The 19028-nt window shown below is 71.0% G+C and carries 17 protein-coding genes and 1 riboswitch; of the genes, 4 read left to right on the top strand and 13 right to left on the bottom strand.

Going from position 1 to position 19028, the window contains the following annotated elements; genetic code table 11:
• Nucleotides 1–2 precede the first annotated feature (2 nt).
• The 10 genes from RCO38_RS17920 to RCO38_RS17875 form a co-directional block, all read right to left on the bottom strand.
• Nucleotides 3–680: a cysteine hydrolase family protein gene (locus RCO38_RS17920; protein WP_308329716.1), complete on the bottom strand. Its 678-nt coding sequence runs from the start codon at nucleotides 678–680 to the stop codon at nucleotides 3–5.
• Nucleotides 677–1459 carry a creatininase gene (locus RCO38_RS17915; RefSeq protein ID WP_308329715.1) on the bottom strand — a complete coding sequence of 261 codons (783 nt, stop codon included), beginning with the start codon at nucleotides 1457–1459 and terminating at the stop codon, nucleotides 677–679. The genes RCO38_RS17920 and RCO38_RS17915 overlap by 4 nt, the downstream gene beginning before the upstream one ends.
• On the bottom strand, nucleotides 1456–2406 hold the full coding sequence (locus RCO38_RS17910; RefSeq protein ID WP_308329714.1) for a DMT family transporter: 951 nt from the start codon (nucleotides 2404–2406) through the stop codon (nucleotides 1456–1458). Before RCO38_RS17910 ends, RCO38_RS17915 begins: the two co-directional genes overlap by 4 nt.
• 10 nt (nucleotides 2407–2416) lie before the next feature.
• Nucleotides 2417–3169, bottom strand: coding sequence for an SDR family NAD(P)-dependent oxidoreductase (locus RCO38_RS17905; RefSeq protein ID WP_308329713.1), 753 nt, complete (start codon nucleotides 3167–3169; stop codon nucleotides 2417–2419).
• The gene (locus RCO38_RS17900; protein ID WP_308329712.1) at nucleotides 3166–3951 is read right to left on the bottom strand and encodes an SDR family NAD(P)-dependent oxidoreductase; all 786 of its coding nucleotides are present in this window, start codon (nucleotides 3949–3951) and stop codon (nucleotides 3166–3168) included. Before RCO38_RS17900 ends, RCO38_RS17905 begins: the two co-directional genes overlap by 4 nt.
• Complete coding sequence (locus RCO38_RS17895; protein ID WP_308329711.1) at nucleotides 3948–4958, bottom strand: fatty acid desaturase family protein; 1011 nt, start codon at nucleotides 4956–4958, stop codon at nucleotides 3948–3950. The genes RCO38_RS17900 and RCO38_RS17895 overlap by 4 nt, the downstream gene beginning before the upstream one ends.
• A 13-nt stretch (nucleotides 4959–4971) precedes the next feature.
• Complete coding sequence (locus RCO38_RS17890; RefSeq protein WP_308329710.1) at nucleotides 4972–6012, bottom strand: ABC transporter substrate-binding protein; 1041 nt, start codon at nucleotides 6010–6012, stop codon at nucleotides 4972–4974.
• 52 nt (nucleotides 6013–6064) lie between these two features.
• Nucleotides 6065–6165: riboswitch (guanidine-I (ykkC/yxkD leader) on the bottom strand.
• A 186-nt stretch (nucleotides 6166–6351) separates the two neighbouring features.
• The gene (locus RCO38_RS17885; protein ID WP_308329709.1) at nucleotides 6352–8052 is read right to left on the bottom strand and encodes an ABC1 kinase family protein; all 1701 of its coding nucleotides are present in this window, start codon (nucleotides 8050–8052) and stop codon (nucleotides 6352–6354) included.
• Between the two features lie 35 nt (nucleotides 8053–8087).
• Nucleotides 8088–9617 (bottom strand): hypothetical protein, encoded by a 1530-nt coding sequence (locus RCO38_RS17880; protein ID WP_308329708.1) that lies wholly within the window; start codon nucleotides 9615–9617, stop codon nucleotides 8088–8090.
• 1 nt (nucleotide 9618) lies between these two features.
• The gene (locus tag RCO38_RS17875) at nucleotides 9619–10941 is read right to left on the bottom strand and encodes an SPFH domain-containing protein (protein ID WP_308329707.1); all 1323 of its coding nucleotides are present in this window, start codon (nucleotides 10939–10941) and stop codon (nucleotides 9619–9621) included.
• A gap of 167 nt (nucleotides 10942–11108) precedes the next feature.
• Here RCO38_RS17875 and RCO38_RS17870 point away from each other — a divergent pair, with 167 nt between their 5' ends.
• The 3 genes from RCO38_RS17870 to RCO38_RS17860 are packed head-to-tail and all read left to right on the top strand — an operon-like array spanning nucleotide 11109 to nucleotide 14562.
• Entirely contained in the window at nucleotides 11109–11801 is a 693-nt protein-coding gene (locus RCO38_RS17870; RefSeq protein WP_308329706.1) for a response regulator transcription factor, read from the top strand.
• The gene (locus RCO38_RS17865) at nucleotides 11798–13948 is read left to right on the top strand and encodes a HAMP domain-containing sensor histidine kinase (protein ID WP_308329705.1); all 2151 of its coding nucleotides are present in this window, start codon (nucleotides 11798–11800) and stop codon (nucleotides 13946–13948) included. Before RCO38_RS17870 ends, RCO38_RS17865 begins: the two co-directional genes overlap by 4 nt.
• On the top strand, nucleotides 13945–14562 hold the full coding sequence (locus tag RCO38_RS17860; protein ID WP_308329703.1) for a 3'-5' exonuclease: 618 nt from the start codon (nucleotides 13945–13947) through the stop codon (nucleotides 14560–14562). The genes RCO38_RS17865 and RCO38_RS17860 overlap by 4 nt, the downstream gene beginning before the upstream one ends.
• Nucleotides 14563–14689: 127 nt before the next feature.
• Here the strand turns inward: RCO38_RS17860 and RCO38_RS17855 are convergent, their stop codons facing one another.
• Genes RCO38_RS17855 through RCO38_RS17845 form a run of 3 tightly spaced genes read right to left on the bottom strand, consistent with a single transcriptional unit; the run spans nucleotide 14690 to nucleotide 17633 of the window.
• Nucleotides 14690–15598, bottom strand: a complete 909-nt coding sequence (locus RCO38_RS17855; protein ID WP_308329702.1) for a substrate-binding periplasmic protein — start codon at nucleotides 15596–15598, stop codon at nucleotides 14690–14692.
• Nucleotides 15595–15963 (bottom strand): c-type cytochrome, encoded by a 369-nt coding sequence (locus RCO38_RS17850; RefSeq protein ID WP_308329701.1) that lies wholly within the window; start codon nucleotides 15961–15963, stop codon nucleotides 15595–15597. The genes RCO38_RS17855 and RCO38_RS17850 overlap by 4 nt, the downstream gene beginning before the upstream one ends.
• A 2-nt stretch (nucleotides 15964–15965) precedes the next feature.
• Complete coding sequence (locus tag RCO38_RS17845) at nucleotides 15966–17633, bottom strand: PQQ-dependent dehydrogenase, methanol/ethanol family (protein ID WP_308329700.1); 1668 nt, start codon at nucleotides 17631–17633, stop codon at nucleotides 15966–15968.
• A gap of 173 nt (nucleotides 17634–17806) precedes the next feature.
• Between RCO38_RS17845 and RCO38_RS17840 the strand changes: the two genes are divergently transcribed.
• Nucleotides 17807–19009, top strand: a complete 1203-nt coding sequence (locus RCO38_RS17840; protein WP_308329699.1) for a helix-turn-helix domain-containing protein — start codon at nucleotides 17807–17809, stop codon at nucleotides 19007–19009.
• Nucleotides 19010–19028 lie beyond the last annotated feature (19 nt).

The raw sequence follows: 19028 nt of genomic DNA, 5'->3' as shown, positions 1-19028 counted from the left end.
GTTCACGCCGCTTCCCGGTTCGCGCGCGGCAGGGCATTGAGCGCGGCCACGGCCTCGGCCGTGCCGCAGACGCCGCCGAAGATGCCGCCTTCGACGCCGATCATGGCCAGCGCCGGGGCCTGCAGCTCGGCCTGGCTGGCGGCGGTGGCGTCGCCCACGGTGGTGCAGAAGAAGCCGCGGTCGATGGCCTCGCGCAGCGTGGAATGCACGCAGACCTCGGTGGTGACACCGCACAGCAGCAGGCGGCGGATGCCGAAGGCGCCCAGCAGCGCGCCCAGCGTGGTCTTGTGGAAGGCGCCATAGCCGGGTTTGTCGATCACGTGTTCGCAAGACAGCGGGCGCAGCTCGGGCACGAAGTCGTGGCCCTGTTCGCCGCGCACCAGCAGGCGGCCCAGGGGGCCGGCGCTGCCGATGGGTGCACCGGCCGCCACGCTGCGCGCGAGCTTGGCGGGCGGGCAGTCCGAGAGGTCGGGCAGGTGGCCTTCGCGCGTGTGGAACACGTGCAGGCCGGCCGCGCGCGCGGCCACCAGCAGGGCCTTCACCTGGCCCACCACGGCCTGCATGCGCGCGATGTCCAGCCCGGCCTGGTGGGCGTAGCCGCCGGGGCTGCAGAAGTCGCGCTGCATGTCGATGACGATGAGCGCCGTGGTCGAAGGGTCGAGGTCTTGCAGGGAGGTCATGGGCGGGTGAATCCGGTGGTGATGGCGCCCGCCATGCGGCGCGCCACCTCGTCGGCGAGCAGTTGTCCCTTGACCGCGTCGGAGCCTTTGGCGGACGAGAGCACGCCCGAGGGCGGCACCCAGTCGGTGCGCGGCGGGTACATGTCATACGGCGGGAAATCGGCCGGGCCGTCGTCGGGCAGCAGGTCCATGCGCACCAGGCTGGGGTGGTGGTGCAGCATCATCGACGTCTCCAGCACGGCCGCGTGTTCCAGCGCGAAGCCGGGGAAGCCCTCGGGGAACACGTGGCCCAGGGTCTCGGGCGTCATGAAGTCCCAGTATTCGAGCCGCATCACCTGCAGCGCGCAGGCCGGGTCGGCGGCCCTGGCGTCGCGCAGGCCGAGGTCGATGCCTTCGATGAGGAACCACTGGTTTTCGTAGTGGCCGTTGACGACCACCAGCTTGTCGACGCCGTGGCGCGCGAACTCGCGCACCGCATCGCGCACCTGGCCGATCAGCGTGGCGGCGTCGACGCTGGTGGTGCCGCAGAAGTGCTGGCCGCCGCCGCACTTGGGCTGCGACTTGTAGCCGTAGCTCAGCGTGGGCGCGACCAGGCCGCCGACGAGCGCGGCGGTGTCGGCCGCCACGGCCGCAGCGAGCAGGCCGTCGGTGCCCAGTGGCAGGTGCGGGCCGTGCTGTTCGAGCGCGCCCACGGGCAGCAGCACGGGCGGGTGCTCGGTGCGGATGCGCCGCTGGTAGTCGACCCAGGAAAGCTGGTTCATCCAGACGGTGGTGTTCATGGCGTGCGGGGGCCGCTGGCGGCGATGGGGTGGGGGGCGGGTGTCTCGGTCATGGTCGGGTCGGCGGGCGGGAACAGGGCCTCGGCCAGCGCCGCACAGCTGATCAGCGCGCCGCCGGCCCAGCCCATCGGGCTGAGGCTCTCCCCACCGAATGCAATGGCCGTGCCCACCGACACGAGCAGCTCGGCCAGCAGGATCACGCCGGCGCGGCTGCTCTCCAGGTGGCTCACGCCGTACTGCCAGGTCACCGTGGCCAGCAGCATCCAGCCAAAGCCGTAGGCCAGCAGCGCGATCCAGAGCCACGCACCGATGGCGGGCAGCTCGCGCCCGGACAGTGCGGTGGCGACGGCCGAGAGCAGTCCACAGCCCACAAAGACGGCGAAGGTCTTGGTGCGCAGCGGCACGCGGTGCGCGGCGCGCGCGATCACGTTGTTGGCCGCGAAGGCGAGGCCGGCCGAGAGCGAGAGCGCGTCGACCCAGGTGAAGGCCAGCGCCTCGGCGCCGCCCAGGCCCGGCCCGCCGAGCACCAGCCACAGCCCGACGATGGCGCCGGCCACCGCCGCCCAGCGCGCGGGCGGGATGCGCTCCTTCAGGAACAGCCAGCCGCCCAGCACCGACCACACGGGCGAGAGGTAGAACAGGAACATCACCCGCGCCACGTCGCCCAGCATCACCGCGTTGACGAACGAGGTGTTGGCCCAGCCGCCGACCAGCGTGAGCGCGAGCACCAGGCCCCACTGCGTGCGCCAGGCGGCGCGGTCGTGCCAGAGCAGCGCCACGGCCAGCACGCCCACCGAGCCGTAGGTGAGCAGTGAGACCAGCGGTCCGGGCAGGCCCTGGGCGATGAAGCCCTTCAGCGGCATCCAGGTCAGGCCCCAGAGCGTGGCCGAGAACAGCAGCACGGCCGTGGCGACGCGGTCGGTGGGGTGGGCGGGCAGCAGCTTCATGGGATTGCGTTCAGGGCATGACCGACCCGCCGTTGGGACCGAGCACCTGGCCGGTGTAGAAGCCCGACAGGTCGCAGGCGAGGAAGAGCGCGGTGGCGGCGATCTCCTCCGGCGCGGCCAGCCGGTGCTGCGGGATGGCGAGTTCCTTCTCCACCCACTCGGCGCTCATGTGTTCGAGCGAGACCATGGCGGTGGCCACCGGACCGGGCGCGATGGCGTTGACGCGGATCTGCTGCGGCGCGAACTCGCGCGCCAGCGATTTGGTCAGGCCCATCACGCCGGCCTTGGCCGCGCAGTAGGGCGCGTAGCGCTCGCGGCCCAGGATGCCGAGGTCGGACGCCATGTTGACGATGGCGCCCCGGCCCTTTGAAAGCATGCCGGGAATGAAGGCGCGGCAGACCAGGAACACGGCCTTGAGGTCCACGCCCAGCAGGCGGTCCCAGTCGGCCTCGGTGGTCTCCAGAAACGCCTTCTCCTGGATGACGCCGGCGTTGTTCACCAGCACGTCCACGGCGCCCACCGCTTCCGCCATGGCCTGCACCGCGACGGCTTGGCTCACGTCGGCCTGGATGGCCTGCGCACTGCCACCGGCGGTCCGGATCTGCTCGACCAGTGCGGCGGCGGCATCGGCCTGACCGAGGTGGTTCACCCAGACGGTGGCACCGGCCTGGGCCAACAGCAGCGCGGTGGCGCGGCCGATGCCCGTGGCGCCGCCGGTGATCAGCGCCGTGCGGCCCTGCAGGGAGAGGGTGGGCAGCGTCACAGCATCACCTCGCCATGGCTGGGGCACAGGCACTGACCGGTGAGCGCGGCCGAACCGTCGCTGGCCAGGAACAGGAAGGTGTCGGCCAGGTCCTCGGGCGTGAGCATCACCGGCACGGCCTGGCGCGAGAGGATCTCGCGTTCGACCTCGGCTTCGCTGCGGCCCTGTTCCCGTGCCATGACCGCGAGCGAGCGCATGGCGGCGGCGGTGCGCACCCAGCCGGGGCAGACGGCGTTGACGCGGATGCCGCGCGGGCCCAGCTCCAGCGCCAGCGAGCGTGTGAGGCCGACGATGGCGTGTTTGCTCGCACTGTAGGCCGAGAAGCCGGCCACGCCGATGCGACCCCAGATGGAGGACTGGTGGATGACGCTGGCGCCGCGCGGCAGATGCGGCAGCAGCGCGCGCGTGAGCCGCCACATGCCGCTGACGTTGTTGTCCAGCAGCGCGGCCCAGCGGGCGTTGGCGTCGTCGGACGCCTCATCGACAGGTGTCGGGTACTCGCTGCCGGCGTTGTGCACCAGCACGTCCAGCCGGCCGAAGCGGTTCGCCACCCGCGCGGCCGCTTCGTTGACAGCGGCGTCGTCGCCAAGATCACACACGGCGCTGTGCACCTGGCGGCTGTGCAGGGATTCGACCAGCGTGTCCAGCGGCGCGGCCTCGCGGTCGAGCAGCATCAGCCGCGCACCCTGCGCGAGAAAGGCGCGGGAGAGCGCCTGGCCGATGCCGCCGGCCGCGCCGGTGATGAGCACGGTGCGGCCTTCCAGGCCGTAGCGGACCGTCATACCGCGGTCAGGAACGAGACGCCCACCGCACCGATGAAGCCGTCGGCGCGGCGCGGCGTGCCGGGCGGCAGCACTTCGCCGTAGTCCTTGGCCAGCACACGCGTGACGCGGTGGCGGTGGTAGGCGCGCAGCAGCTCGCCCACGGTCACCACCTGCGGGCTTTGGTCCGCATACAGCTGCCGGTGCAGGGCCGGCAGCTGGTACCAGGGCGCGACGGGCCGCTCGTGGTGGGCGTTGTGGAAACCGAAGTTCAGCCACACCATGTTGAGCCATTTGGCGTCCAGGCCCACCACGTCGCTGTAGGTGTTGGCCTGCTCGTAGGCGCGGTCGCGCAGCTTGTCCTGCGGGATCGGCCTGTCGTCGAGGATGGGGTAGGCGTCGTAGGTGTGCTGGAAGCAGTCGGCAAAGCGCAGCAGGTGCACGAACAGCAGGTAGGCCAGCGCGTAGAGCGCCAGCGCCTTGAGCGACCACCACCCGAGCAGCGCCCAGGCCGCCAGCCGCACCACGGCCACGCCGATGATGCGACCGCGCGCGGCTTTCTTGCGTTCGTCCATGAAGGGCAGCGCGATGACGAAGCCGCGCATCACGAACTCCACCGCCGGGATGTGCAGCCACTCCAGCGCCAGGACCACACGGCGCACCAGGGGGCGCGCGCGCAGGAAGGCCTGGTGGTCGAAGGTGATGACGTCGGCGCGCTCGACGTGGTGGCGCATGTGCTTGCGGCGCAGGTCGTCGAAGCTGGCGTAGGCGCTGCCGTTGATCCAGCTCATGGCCACGCCCCAGCGCTCGTTGGCCTGCGGCGTGCGGAAGATGGCCTGGTGGGCGAACTCGTGGATGAAGTAGGCCGACCAGGTGAGGGTGAGCGCGACCAGCAGCACGCCGGCGGCGTTGAGCCACCAGGCGCTCTGGCCGAGCATCCAGAGGCCGGCGGGCCAGCCCAGCACGGTCACCGCGAGGGCGAGCGTGTTGGGCAGCGCGCCGTCGGCGTGCCGGAACAGGGCGGGCATGGCGCCTCCTGTCTTACTTGGCCAGGGCCTTGACCAGGGAGGCGTCGAAGGTCGCCTCGGTGGCGGGGATGGCGCTGATCTGGCCCTTGGCCTTGAGCAGCTGGCCGATGACTTCGCCGCTGGCGTAGTAGGAGGTGGTTTCCTTGGCGGGCAGGAAGGCCTTGGGCATCTCGGCCAGCGGGATGTTGTAGACGCCGCCCATCTGTTCCTTGGCTTCCTTGGCGGAGACGCCCATGAACTTGCCGATGATCTTGGCGGCCTCGTCGGGCTTGGCCTTCATGTAGGCCATGCCGTCGAGGTAGGCCTTGATGAGGCCGCTGATCTCGGCGGGCTTGGCCTTGATGGCCTTGTCATCGAACACCAGCACGTCGGCGATCAGGCCGGGCGCGTCCTTGGACGAGAACACCACCTTGAACTTCTTGCCGCCGCCCTGACCGAGGATCTGCGACAGGCTGGGTTCGTAGGTCACGCCAATCGGCAGCTGGCCCGAGGCCATAGCCGCCGGCACGGCTTCGGGCGTCATGCTGACGGGGCTGATGTCCTTCTCGCTCAGGCCGTTGACCTTGAGCGCGTAGGACAGCAGGAAGTCGCTGGGCGAGAGCGGGTTGTAGCCGATCTTCTTGCCCTTGAAGTCCTTGACCGACTTGATCGAGCCGTCGGCCACGATGGCGTCGCCGCCGTTGGAATAGTCGATGGGCATGACCACCTTCATGGCCTTGCCCGCCGCGACCTGGCCGACCACCTGGTCATACGTCAGCATGCCGCCGTCCACCGCGCCCGAGGCGATGGCGGGCGGGATCAGCGCCGGATCGGTGAAGACCTGCAGCGAGACCTTGAGGTTGTACTTCTTGAACAGGTCCAGCGACTCGGCCACGTAGAACGGGCCGTAGCCGATCCACACCACGGTGGCGATCTTCATGTTGGTGGGGGCGGCCATCGCGGCGGCCGTGGCCAGCGAGAGCGCGGCGCCCAGCGCGGGCTTGAACAGCCGGCCGAGCAGGGAAGACGAAGAGGTGGACGCTGCGGGAGAGGAGAAGAGACCAGCCAGTTTCATGGGAAAGCTCCGGTTGATGTGGGACGGGCGCAGGAGAGACGATCTGATGTCGTTCTCCCGGGCTTTTGTCCCTCCGTGGAGCCTGCGATGAGGCCGGCCCACTCTCGGACCAGACCCTGCGTTGCCGCAGACGGAACCCTAGTGGACCTACGCACGAGCCGCTGCAACCACCGGTCACAGACCGCTCATCCATGCTGATACCCCCCAATGCATGGAGCGTGCCAGGGTGGGCGGGGCCTTTGAAGGCGCACGACGCACCAAAGCGCGTCAGAAACCCGGCGGTTCGGGCCGGCGGTGAACAGACTTGGTGCGCCGTGCCATCAGGCACGGGGCGGCGGCTCAGTCGTCGCCCAGGTCCTTGCCGTGGTTGCTGCGCCAGATCGCGCGCAGCAGCCAGATGGCGCCGGCAAACGCGCTGGCAAATCCCAGGAAGCCGAAGGCCGGCAGGCCGAACAGCGTGGGGCCGCCCTGCACCGTCATGACGATGGACGAGCCGACGATCAGGGCCGCGATCAGCAGCGCCATCGCCAGCCGGTTGGCCGCGCGGTCGATCTGGTCGCCCACGCGCTTGAGGTGGGCGATGTCGATGCCCACGTGCACCTTGCCGCGGCGCGCGTTGCGCAGCAGCCGCGTGAGGTCGTCGGGCAGCTGCTCGGCCACCGACAGCGCCCGGCGCAGCGTCTTCCAGGCGCGGGTGGCCATGGCCTTGGGCTGGTAGCGCGCGCGCACCACCTGCCGCAGCAGCGGCAGCGCCTCGCTGGTCATGTGGAAGTCCGGGTCCAGCCCGCGGCCCATGCCTTCGAGCGTGATGAAGGCCTTGATCAGCAGCGCCAGGTCGGACGGCAGGCCCAGCTGGTGGCCGCGGAGGATGGCCGTCACGTCGCCCAGCATCTGGCCCAGGTTCAGCTCGGCCAGCGGGGCGCCGTGGTACTGGTCGACGAAGGTCTCGATCTCGGTCTCCAGCGAGGACAGGTTGGCGGTGTGCGCGTCGCCGGCCCAGTCCAGCAGCACGTCGGCCACGGTGCGTGGGTCGCGCTCGACCAGGCCCATCAGCAGCTGCAGCAGCTCCTCGCGGCGGCGCGCCGAGAGGCGGCCGACCATGCCGAAGTCGATGAAGGCGATGCGGTTGTCCGGCAGGTAGAACACGTTGCCCGGGTGCGGGTCGGCGTGGAACAGGCCGTCCTGCACGATCTGCTTGAGCACCGCCTGGGCGCCGCGGCGCGCCAGCAGCGTGCGGTCCAGCCCCTGTTCGTCCAGCATCGCGAGCTCATGGCCTGCGATGCCCTGGACGAAGTCCTGCACGTTCACACGGGCCTTGGTGTAGGCCCAGTGCACCCGGGGTACCACGATCCAGGGCAGGCCGGTCATGTTGGTGGCGATGCGCTCGGCGTTGCGGCATTCGCTGGCCAGGTCCAGCTCGCGGCGCAGCGACTGCGCCAGCTCGCGCACCAGCTGCTGCGGGCGGTAGGGCTTGAGCGCGGGCAGCTCGGCCTCGGCCACCGCGGCCAGGCGGCCCATCAACCGCAGGTCGGCCTCGATGGTGCGGTCGATACCGGGGCGGCGGATCTTGACCACCACCTCGGTGCCGTCGTGCAGCTGGGCGCGGTGCACCTGCGCGATCGAGGCCGCCGCCAGCGGCTCGGTGTCGAAGCGCGCGAACACCGCCTCGGGCTCGCCGCCCAGGTCCTCGCGCAGCTGCGGCCGCAGCTCGTCCAGCGGCAGGCCGGGCACGTTGCTGTGCAGCTTCTCGAACTCGGCGATGTACTCGGGGCCGAACAGGTCGGCGCGGCCCGCGAGGATCTGACCGAGCTTGACGAAGGTGGGCCCCAGCTCTTCGAGCACCAGGCGCAGCTGCACCGGCGGCTCCAGCTTCGCCAGGTCGGCCGCGTGCTCCCAGCGCAGCGCGTGGCCGGCACGTTCCAGCCGGTCCGCCAGGCCCAGCCGGCGCACGCTGTCGCCGAAGCCATGACGGATGAGCACACCCAGAATCTGGTTGAGGCGGCCCATGTCGCGGGCCGAACCCAGGGTTTCGATCAGCATGCGGCCATCATAGGCCGCTCCCTGCCTGGCGTCGCTCACCGCAACGCCAGCGACTCCCGCTTCCATGCAGGGTCAGGCCAGCGCGAGAACGGGCCCAGGGCCTCGGCGTCGAAGGCGGTGCGTTCGGGTGTGAGCGTCGCCAGCTTCACCACCTCGAAGCGGCGGATGGTCTTGCCTTCGGCCATGGCCTCGCGCGCCACCAGCAGGCGCTGGCCGCCGGGTTCCCAGCCGGCGAATTCGGCGTAGCCGGTGCCGGGCTGCAGCGCGGCGGGGGGCAGCACCTGCACGCCCCAGCCGCCCGCGTCCTTCCTGAACACCCAGAGTTCGCGCCAGCCGTCCACCGGCTGCACCGCCAGCGCGAGCGCCGTGCCTTCGCGGTTGGGCGCGGCCGAGGCGGCCCAGACCTGGCCCCAGCTGCAGCGCTCGGCCAGCGCGGGGGCGTCGGCCTTGGCCTTCGGGTCGCGCAGCATCACGCAGGTCTGGCCGTCGTCGGCGCGGCGGGTGGCGACGGTGAGGCGGCCGGATGTGGCGACGACGGGCGCGGCGGCCCAGCGCACGGCATTGACGCGCACGGCGGCGGCGTGGAAGCGGGCCAGGTCGTCGTCGACCAGCTCGGCCTTCTCGATGCGGCCGATGGCGTCGATGGCCTGGCGGGCGGCGTTGCGCGCGGTGTCGGCGCTGTCGCGCTGGGCGCGGGCGTAGGCGATGCGGCTCCAGACTTCGGCCTGGCGCGTGGCCAGGCGGGCGCGCCAGTGGGGCGCGAGCGAGGGCGCGTCGGCGCGGGCCAGCAGGTCGGCCAGGCCTTCGTCGAGCGCCTCGCGGTCGGCGATGCGGGCCGGCTGCTCCAGGCACTCGACGCGGGTCAGCGCCAGCGCGGCACGGGCCTTCTGTTCGGCGCTGGCGGCGGACATGGCGAGCAGGCGGCGGAAGGCGTCGCCGTCGTAGCAGACGGTCATGCGACCTTCCAGCTCACGGGTCACAAGCTGTACGCCATGGCGGCGCGCGACATCGAGGTGCGCGGTCAGCAGCGCGTCGTCGACGCGGCCGGCGCCGACGGTGGCGCGCTCGGCCAGGCGTTCGGCCTGGCGGGCGATGGCGTCCATGACGGTGGCGCCCTGCGCGCCCTGCAGTGCGGCCGCGGGCAGGGCCTGGATGGCTGCGGCGGCCAGCGCCAGGCCCAGCGGTTCGGCGCCGGGCTGCTCGCTCACGAAGCCCAGCAGGGCCAGCAACTGCGGCGCTTCGGCGGCGTCGCCGGCCACGCGCATCAGCTGCGTGGCGCGCACATAGCCGCCGCGCTCGCGGTGGTGGTCCCAGACCTGCAGGAAGTCGCCTTTGGCGCCGCGGATCTCCAGCGCCTCGCCACGCCAGAGCAGGGTCTGGCTGGCGGCGCTCTCGCGCGGGGCGGCGCGCAGGGCGACCTTGTCGCGCGTCACCAGGCCGACGGTGGTGGCGGGTGCGGAGGTCGCAGCACGTGCGGTGGCGGTGTAGAGCGTGGCGGCCAGCGCGATGGCCAGGGTGCCGGCCCAGAGGTAGCGGGCCCAGCGGGTTTTGGGTTTGAAGCTCATCTCACTGCTCCCCGTGGTCGCCGGACATCTCGGCATCGGCGCTGGCGTCGCGCGGCGCGGCGGCGACGTTGCCCAGCAGGTTGTTGCCGATGAAGCCGTTGGTGTTCGGCGGCGCGATGATGACCTGCACCTTGTCGCTCAGGCGGTCGGCCATGGTCTTCTGGATCAGCAGCGGGTGCTTGGTGATCAGCGCACCTTCGAGCGCCATCTGCTCGGCATTGACCTTGCCGATGTTCTTGAGGCGGTAGGCCTCGGCGTCGGCCAGCTTCTGGCGCGCCTCGGCCTCGCCGGTGGCCTCGATGCGGCGCGCCTGGGCTTCGCCCTCGGCCTGTTTGACGCGCGAGACGCGCGCGGCCTCGGCTTCCAGCTGGCGCTGTTCGATCTGGCGCTGCTTGAGCGGCAGCACGTGCTTCATCGCCTCTTCCTGTGCCTTGGCCGCGATCACCTGTTCGCGCGCCGCGGCCTCGGCCGCGACCTCGCGCCGCGCCTTCTCGGCCGCGGCGGTCAGTTCGCTTTCCTTGACCTGCTTCTCGCGCAGCTCCAGCGTGTAGCGCATCTTCTCGGCCGACAGGCCTTCGGTCAGCAGCACCTCCATGCCGCGGCGGTAGTCCTCGGGCAGGTCGATCTGGCCGATGTGCACCGAACGCAGCAGCAGGCCGTCGGTTTTCAGGCGCTCGCGGATCTGGGTCTCGATGTCCTGTTCGATCTGCGCGCGCTGCGAGGAGAAGATCTCGCGCACCGTGTGGCGCGCGACGATCTTGTAGACCGTGGCCTGCACGGCGGGTTCGACGATCTGCGCATCGATGTCCTTGGGGTAGCTCACGGCCTGGGCGCCGCCGATGCGCGAGGGGTCGATGGCGTAGCGCACCCGCAGGTCCATGCCGATGGACAGGCCTTCGACGGTCTGTGCGGGTGAGGCGCCGTCGGCGGTGGCCATGGCGGCCGCGGTCCAGCTGCGGTCCTGCAGCGAGAGGGTGGCCAGCTGGTGCAGGCCGGGCAGCACCCACACTGGGCCTTCTCGCCAGACGCTGGTGTCGCCGGTGAGGTTGTTGGTGCGCACGGCCAGGTGGCCGGGCTCCAGCGGTTGCACCGGCGGGTGATTGACGAGCACCCAGGCGGCGCCCGCGGCGACGGCGGCGGTGCCGAGGGTGAGCAGCACGGGGCGCAGCGGGACCGGCTGGCGCGCTGCGCGGTCCACCGCTTCTGCGCCCGTCGTGTCGCCGTCCGCGGCGGCAGTGGCGGCAGTGGCGGAGCGTGTGCCACGCAACCATTGCGCCAGGGCCAGTCGGGTGGAACGGGTGAGGGTCTTGAGTCGGTACAGCATGGTGTCCTCCGGGTGTTGTGGCCGGCGTTCCCAACCGCGGGTCCGCCATGCCCTGCATCGTTCCGGAGCGGCGCGGAAGTCTCAATGCGGCCGCCGGGCGGATGCACCGCCGGCCCCGGAAGAAAAACTCACAGGGGCTCCACCCGGGGCGCTTCGATAATCGGCCCATGCCCTCCGTAGCCGTGATCGAAGACGACCGCCCCACCAGCGACCTGCTGGCCGGCTGGATCAAAGCCGCACGCCCCGAACTGACCGTGCACCAGTGGTTCGACCGCGACAGCGCCGAGGCCGCGCTGGCCACCGAGCGCTACGAACTGGTGGTGCTGGACATCGAGCTGGGCCGCGAGCGGCACGCGGGCGTGGCGATCATCAACACCATCAACAAGCTGCACCAGGGCACGCCGGTGCTGGTGGTCTCGGCCATGCCGGCCGCCATCTACCGCAGCATCATGAAGGCGCTGGACGCCTGGGACTACCTGCAGAAGACCACCTTCGACGAGGCCGAGTTCGTCGAGACCTTCCTCGACATCCTGCGCAGCGCGCGGGCGCAGAAGGGCGCCGAACCGGTGGCCGCGGCTGACGACGAGCTGAGCCTGGACCCGCTGTGGCAGCGCAGCCCGACCTGGCGCGGCCAGCGCATCAACCTGCCGCTGACCGCGCAGCGCATTCTGGCGGTGCTGGTGCAAAAGAAGGGCCAGACCGTGAGCTACGAGGACCTGTTCGAGGTGGTCAAGAGCGGGCGCAACCGCGACAACGTGCGCAAGCACGTGAGCGCAATCCGCGACGCCTTCCGCGATCTGGACCCCACGTTCGACGCCATTGAAAACGTGCCGATGCGCGGCTTCCGCTGGTCGCGATGAAATTCGGCCCGCTGGATCTCCCCTCGCTGCCGGCGCTCGCGCTGCCGCGGCTGCCGCTGGCGGCGTTCCGGCGGCGCATCGTGTTCCACACCGTGTTCGTGCTGCTGGCGCTGGCGGTGGTGGGGCTGGCGCTGACGCTGCTGGCCGAGGAGAAGCAGCGCGCGCGGGCGCGCTACGAGGCGGGCTTTCGCCAGACGCTCTCCACCTTGGCCGCGCAGCTGCGCCACCCCACCGGACAACTCGCGCTGATCAACGCCGACGCGGTGGCGCCGTCGCAGGCCGGGATCTCGCCCGTGGTGCTGCCGTTCTCGGCGCTGGACTACTCCGACCCGTTCAAGGCGCGGCAGGCCGTGGAGATGAGCGGTTGCGCGGTGCACTGGCCGAACGATGGCGGGCAGCTGTGCGTGGGCGTGGGCAACAGCGCCTACGCCGGCGGTGTGGTGTATCTGGTGGCCGACCTGGTGCTGCCGCCGGCGGTGGCGCGCGAGAAGGGCACGCTGGAACTCGACCCGGTGAGCCACGCGGTGATCCGGGCCGAGACGTCCGCCGGCACCGAGCGCTGGGTCGCGCCTTTCGAGGCACCCGGCGATGCGCCGGCCGACCTGGGCGACGGCGGGCTGCGCGGCCGCGTGACCGGCTTCGCCGGCGAGGGCTCGCTGCTGGTCAAGGGCTCGCTGCCGGTGCGCGATTTCCGCGGCTGGCTCTGGCAAGAGGCCGGTTGTGCGGCGCCGGGACAGGCCCTGCCGGATTGCGCGCGGCGCAGCCTGCTGTCGCTGCGGGTGCCGGTGGAGGCCTGGCGCCGCGCGCTGTTCGCCCAGGGCACGCGCACCTGGCCGCCGGCCGACCTGGCGCAGACGCGGCTGCACCTGCAGTGGGTGGCGCCGGGCGGGCAGGTGCTGTTCGACAGCGCACGGACGGGCGCGGTGCAGCCGTTTTCGCTGCAGCAACTGGCGGGCACGCTGTCCGCAGGCGAGGTGCTGCGCATCGAGCGCCTGGGCGGCGCCGCGCCGCAACTGGTGACGCAGCTGCGCGGCCAGGCGCAGGGCGAGGGCGTGGCCGCACCCTGGCTCACGCGCCTGGTCCTGCGGCTGCCGTCGGGCGACACGCGCACGCAGGTGTCGGCCAGCGAGACCGTGAGCACCTCCAGCGGCCGTTACCAGCTCAGCCTCAGCGGCGAGCTGGCCAGCGTGGACCGCAGCCTGAGCGCGACGGCCACGCGCATGAGCGGTTTTGTCGGCGCGATGCTGGCGGCCATCCTGCTGGCCTGGCTGGTGATCGAGCTGGGCCTGATCCGCCCGGTGGCGCTGCTGACGAAACGCGCCGCGGCGCTCAACTACAACATGCAGGACCCGCAGGTCGAGCGCCGGCTGGGCGATCTGGAGGTGCGCGACATGGCCGGCCGCGACGAGATGGGCATTCTCGCGAGCACGCTGGCGGCGCTGCTGCAGCGGGTGAAGGAGGGCGTGCGGCGCGAGCACCTGCGCAACGAGCAGGAGCGCGACATGTGGCAGGCCGTGGGCCACGAGATCATGTCGCCGCTGCAGTCGCTGATGGTGCTGCACGGCGACGCCGCCGACCCGAGCCACCGCTATGTGCAGCGCATGCAGCAGGCGGTGCGCGTGCTCTATGGCACGGCCTCGCCGAGCGAGGCGATCACGGCGGCCACGGTGGAGGTGGACGCGCTGGACCTGGACACCTTTCTGCGCCATGTGGCCGAGAACGCGCCGTATGCGGGCATCGCCGACGTGGTCTACACGCCGGCCGGTGCGCCGGTCTGGGTGCAGGCCGACGAACACTCGCTGGAAGACGTGGTGACCCATGTGCTGCGCAACGCCGACCGCTACCGCCCGGCCGGCACGCCGATCACGCTGGCGCTGCCGGGCGTCGGCGAGGCCATGGTGGCGCTGGCGATCCGCAACAGCGGCCCGGCGATTCCCGAGCCGCTGCTGGACAAGGTGTTCGACTACGGCGTGAGCGACGGCGCGGCCAACGGCGGGCAGGGCGAGGGCCGGGGCCAGGGCCTGTTCGTCGCGCGCACCTACATGGCCAAGATGGGTGGCACCATCACGGCCGCCAACGTCGCAGGCGGCGTCACCTTCACGCTGCGCCTGCCGCGCGCCGCTTCACGCACTTCTCCTTCCGCATGAACCGCATCGCCGTCATCGACTTTGAAACCACCGGCACCTCGCCGAACCTGGGCGACCGCGCGACCGAGGTCGCGATCGTGATGACCGAGGGCGGGCGGGTGGTGGACCGCTACCAGAGCCTGATGAACGCGGGCGTTTACATCCCGGCTTTCATCACGCAGCTGACGGGCATCACCAACGCGATGGTGCAGGCCGCACCGTCGGCGGCGCAGGTGATGCGCGAGGCCGCGCGCTTTGTGGGTGATGCGCCGATGGTGGCGCACAACGCGGGCTTCGACCGGCGCTACTGGCAGGCCGAGCTCGCGTTGTGCGGCCTGCCGGCGTTGCAGCCCTTTGCCTGCACGGTGCTGCTGTCGCGCCGGCTGTACCCGGAGGCACCGAGCCACAAGCTGGGGCAGCTGGTTGACTGGTTCGGCCTGCCACGAACCGGGCAGGCGCACCGGGCGCTGGCGGATGCGGAGATGGCGACCGAGCTGCTGGGACGCATCCGGCACGACCTAATGCTCAAGCACGGTGTGGCTCGGCCGGACCACGCCTTCCTCTGTGCCCTGCAGGCCTGTTCCAAGGCTGCTCTGCCGAAGTTCTTTGCCCGTCAGGTGGCTGCGCTGGCCTGATTCATTTCGTTCGTCCCGTTTCTTTCGTTGCTTTGGCTCAGAGCCGGGTGTGCGCCTGGGCGTTCTCCGGCCCACACGCACACCCGGCTCCAGAGACTGCACTGTTCACCAAGGAAACGAAAACAGTTCAGTCCCGAAGCAAGCCAGCCAAAGACAAAGACCCGGCCACCGCAGGTACAGAAGGCGCCTGCCACGACAGACCAGACTCCCGCGCCCACCCCTGCAACTCACCCGAGGCCGAAGCCCGCGCCACCACCCGGTTCACCGCCTCCAGCAACTCCGCCTTCGACGACAGCGCCACCCAGCCCAGGTTGATCCCCAGCGGCCGCGCCGGCCCCGCCTGCAAGGTCGTGACCGGCTTGCGCGCCCGGTGCGTGTCGAACGCCGCGGAAGGCACCAGCATCGCGTCCACACGGCCACTCTCCAGCGCCGCCCAGGCGTCTTCACGCTGCCCCAGCGACACCATGTCCTTCGCCAGCGCACCACCCCCGTACATCGCCACCAGCGTGCCTTCGAGCGTGCCCGCCACCGCGGCCACCTTGCGACCCTTGAGTTCACCCAGCGACGCCACGGCCGGTGCCCCGGCGCGCTGCACGATCACCAGCGCCGTGCCCTGGTAAGGCTGGCTCGCCGCCAGCGTGCCCAGGGCGACCCACGGCCGCTCGCGCGGCGGCTTGGCGCCCGGGTGGTCCGGCGTCTTGAAGCGCTCGCGCGTGGGCGGACCGAGGTCCGAGGCCAGCAGCGGAAAGCCGCTCGCCAGTTCGCACAGCCCGGCCGAGAGCATCGCGTTGACTTCGTGCGTCAGCATCGCCTCCTTCTCCACCTCGGGCTCGAAGGGCATGAGCTTGAGTTCCCGCCCCAGCTCGCGCGCCACCGCCTCGGCCAGCTTCACGTCGAAGCCCGTGACCTGGCCCTTGCGCGCCACTGAGAACGGCGGGTTGTCCTCGGCCATGCAGACGGTCAGTGGTGCCGCCTGCGCGAAGGCCAGCACGGGCGCGAGCAGCAGCGGCGCCAGCAGCGCGCGCAGGGTGCTCACAGTTCTTTTCCTCCACGCGTCGCCACGTAGTTCCACAGCAGCTCGATGGCCTCCGGCTCCAGCGCGCCCTTGAACGAGGGCATGTTGCCCTTGCCGTTGGTCACGGAGTTGTAGAAGCGCTCGCGCTGTTCGGTGGGGAACTTGCGCAGGTCGTAGACCGTGGTGCCTGCGTTGACCATGTTGCGGCCGTGGCACTGCGCGCAGGTGCGGTGGAACTGCTCGCGGCCTTTCTCCACCGCTTCGGCGGAGAAGGGCGCCGCGGGCGGCATCGCCACCGGCAGCGTCTGGGCCGGCACCGTGTTCGACTGTGCCAGCGCCGCGCCCGTGAGGGCGAGCGCGCACAGGATGGGTTCACGCCAGCGCATCGTCAGTCGACCGCAAAGGTCCACACCGAACCGCCGGCGGGCACATTGGCCATGCGCTCGTCGCCCAGCAGCGCCCACACACCACCCGCGCCCGAAACGATGCTCACGTACTGCTTGCCCTGGTGCTCGAAGGTCACGGGCAGGCCGATGATGCCGCTGCTGGTCTGGAACTCGTAGAGCTTCTTGCCGTTGTTGGCGTCCACCGCGATGAACTCGCCGGTGGCCGCGCCGGTGAACACCAGGCCGCCCGCGGTGGAAAGCGTGCCGGCCATGCTCGGCTGGCCGGGCCAGGGCATCTGCCACTTGCTCTTGCCGGTCATCGGGTCGATGGCGCTGAGGTGACCGTGCGGCTCGTTCTTGGGCATGTTCACGCCGCGGAAGTTCACGCCCAGGTACCACTCGCCCTTCTTGTACTCGGGCTTGGCCAGCTGGTAGGGCCAGCTCATGTTGAGGGTGTTGGCGTAGGCCAGGCCCGTGGCCGGGTTCCACGACATCGGCGTCCAGTTCTTGCCGCCGACCACGCTGGGGAAGATCTCCACGTCTTCACCCGCACGGGCCCTGCGGTCGATGTCCGTGGGCACCGGGCGGCCGGTCTTGAGGTCGATGCGTTCGGCCCAGTTCACCTTCACGTAGGGGTTGGCCGCGAGCAGCTCGCCGCTGGCGCGGTCGAGCACGTAGAAGAAGCCGTTGCGGTTGGCCTGGGCCAGCACCTTGCGGTCCTTGCCGCCGACCTTCATGTCGACCAGCATGCCCACTTCGGTGGCGTCGTAGTCGTAGGGGTCGTTGGGGCTGAACTGGTAGTGCCACACCAGCTCGCCGGTCTTGGGCCGGATGGCCACGACCGAGGCGATGTAGAGGTTGTCGCCCTGGCGCGCGTTCGGGTTCCAGGGGCCGCCGTTGCCCGTGCCCCAGTAGACCAGGTCGAGTTCGGGGTCGTAGGCCCCGGTCAGCCAGGTGGGGGCGCCGCCCTTCTGGTGGGTGTCGCCGGGCCAGGTGTTGCCGCCCTTCTGGTCGGGCGCGGCGGTGGTGTAGAAGCGCCAGAGCTGCTTGCCGGTGGCCGGGTCCCAACCGTCGATGAAGCCGCGCGTGCCGTATTCGCCGCCGGCGATGCCGGTCAGCACCACGCCATTGGCGATCAGCGGCGCGCTGGTCATGGCCTGGCCGTTCTGGTAGTCGGCGGCCTTGCTCTTCCACAGCTGCTTGCCGGTCTTGGCGTCCATCGCGACCACGTGCGCGTCCAGCGTGCTGCGGAACAGCTTGCCGTCGTAGATCGCGGCGCCGCGGTTGAGGATGCCGCAGCAGGCCATCTTGAACACGTCCTGCGGCAGTTCGATCTCCTGCTTCCAGATCTGCTTGCCGGTGGCGGGGTTGATCGCCACGGTGGTGTTGTGGGTGGTCACGTACATCACGCCGTTGTGCACGATGGGCTGCGACTCCTGGCCCTGCGGGTTGTTCAGGCTGTAGGCCCACACGGGGCGCAGCTTGGCCGCGTTCTTCGTGTTGATCTGCTTGAGCGGGCTGTAGCGCTGGTTGTTGTAGCCCATGCCGTAGGTGAGCACGTCGCCGGGCGTGGCGTGGTCGCGCCGGAGGTCGTCCAGGGACTGGGCGTGCAGGCTGGTGGCGAGCAGCGCGAGCGCGGCCGCACCGGCCCATCGGGTGGTCTGTTGCATGGAGGTCTCCTGTGGGGTGAGGCGGTGCCTCGTTGTTGTGGCTGTCCTTTTTCATTGTGGGAATTTGGGCGCCGCCGATCACGTCCGGGTTTTCCCGGTGGGAAAAGTGTTCTGCGGTGGAACACTCCCCCACACCGCCGCAACGGACGCGAGACTTCGCCCCCACGAACACCATGCGCGCCACCCACCGAACCCTGTCCACCCAGGACCTGCCGCCGCAGCCCTTCTTCCAGACGCCCGAGCAGCGCGCCGCGCTGGCGCGCCAGCGCTTCTTCGAGGAGCAGCAGCACCCGGCCGGTCTGGTCAGCGAGGCGGTGATCCGCTCCTGGGGCCGCAGCCGCACGCTGGGTCACGCCAGCCACAAGATGCCGGCGCTGGACCCGGTCAACCGCAGCGCCCTCAGCGCCGCGCTGGCGCGCAACCGGCACCTGCTGGAGGCCGCGCACGACGAGCTGCGGCAGCTCGAGGCCGCGCTCGCGGGCACCGCCAGCCGCCTGATGCTGACCGATGCGCAGGGGATCATCGTGCACGCCTCGCGCGGCAGCGGCGACCCCGAGCAGAAGGTGCTGGACGCGGCCACGCGCGTGGGCGTGCACCTGGCCGAGGAAGTGCTGGGCACCACGGCGCCCGGCATCGTGGTGCAGACCGGCATGGCCTGCACCGTGCAGTGCTGCGAACACTTCTACGAGCTGTTCGGCCAGGTGCGCTGCGCGGCCGCGCCGATCCATGATGTGCACGGCCGGCTGGTGGGCGTGCTGGACGTGTCCACCGAGTCGCGCGCCTTCGGCTTCGATGCCGCGGCCGTGGTCGGCGTGTACGCCACCTCGATCGAGAACCGCCTGCTGCAGGCGCAGTCCGACGAGCACCTGGTGCTGCACTTCCAGGCCGCGCCCGCTCTGCTGGGCACGCCGATGGAGGGCCTGGCCGGCGTCGACCACGGCGGTCGCGTGGTCTGGGTCAACGCCACCGGCCACAGCCTGCTGGGCCGCCCCTCGCGGCCCGAGGTGGCGCCGGTGGAGGAGCTGTTCGGCCAGGGCCTGTCGCAGCTGCTGCCGCTGTGCGGCGCCACCGAGGCGCGGCGCCTGCAGCTGCCCAGCGGCCTGGGCATCTGGGTGCGCGCGACGCTGGGCCTGCGCGACGGGGTCGACTTCCGGCACGCGGTGGCCTGGCCGGCCGCCGTGCCGCCGGCACCCGAGCCGGTCCCGGTCGCCGAGCCCGCTGCGGCATCGCCTGCGCCGGTGGCCGCCCCTTCACTGGCCCAGACCCAGCAGCGCCTGATCGAGGACGCGCTGCAGGCCAACGGCGGCAACGTCGCGCGCACCGCTCGCCAGCTCGGCGTCTCGCGCGGGCTGGTCTACCGCCACCTGCGCAAATAGGCGCCGGCCCGGGTCGCCC

The sequence above is a fragment of the Hydrogenophaga pseudoflava genome (assembly GCF_031020795.1).
Taxonomy (GTDB): domain Bacteria; phylum Pseudomonadota; class Gammaproteobacteria; order Burkholderiales; family Burkholderiaceae_C; genus Hydrogenophaga; species Hydrogenophaga pseudoflava_A.
The sequence above is the reverse complement of the archived record's forward strand: the minus strand, read 5'-3'. Positions and strand labels throughout refer to the sequence as shown.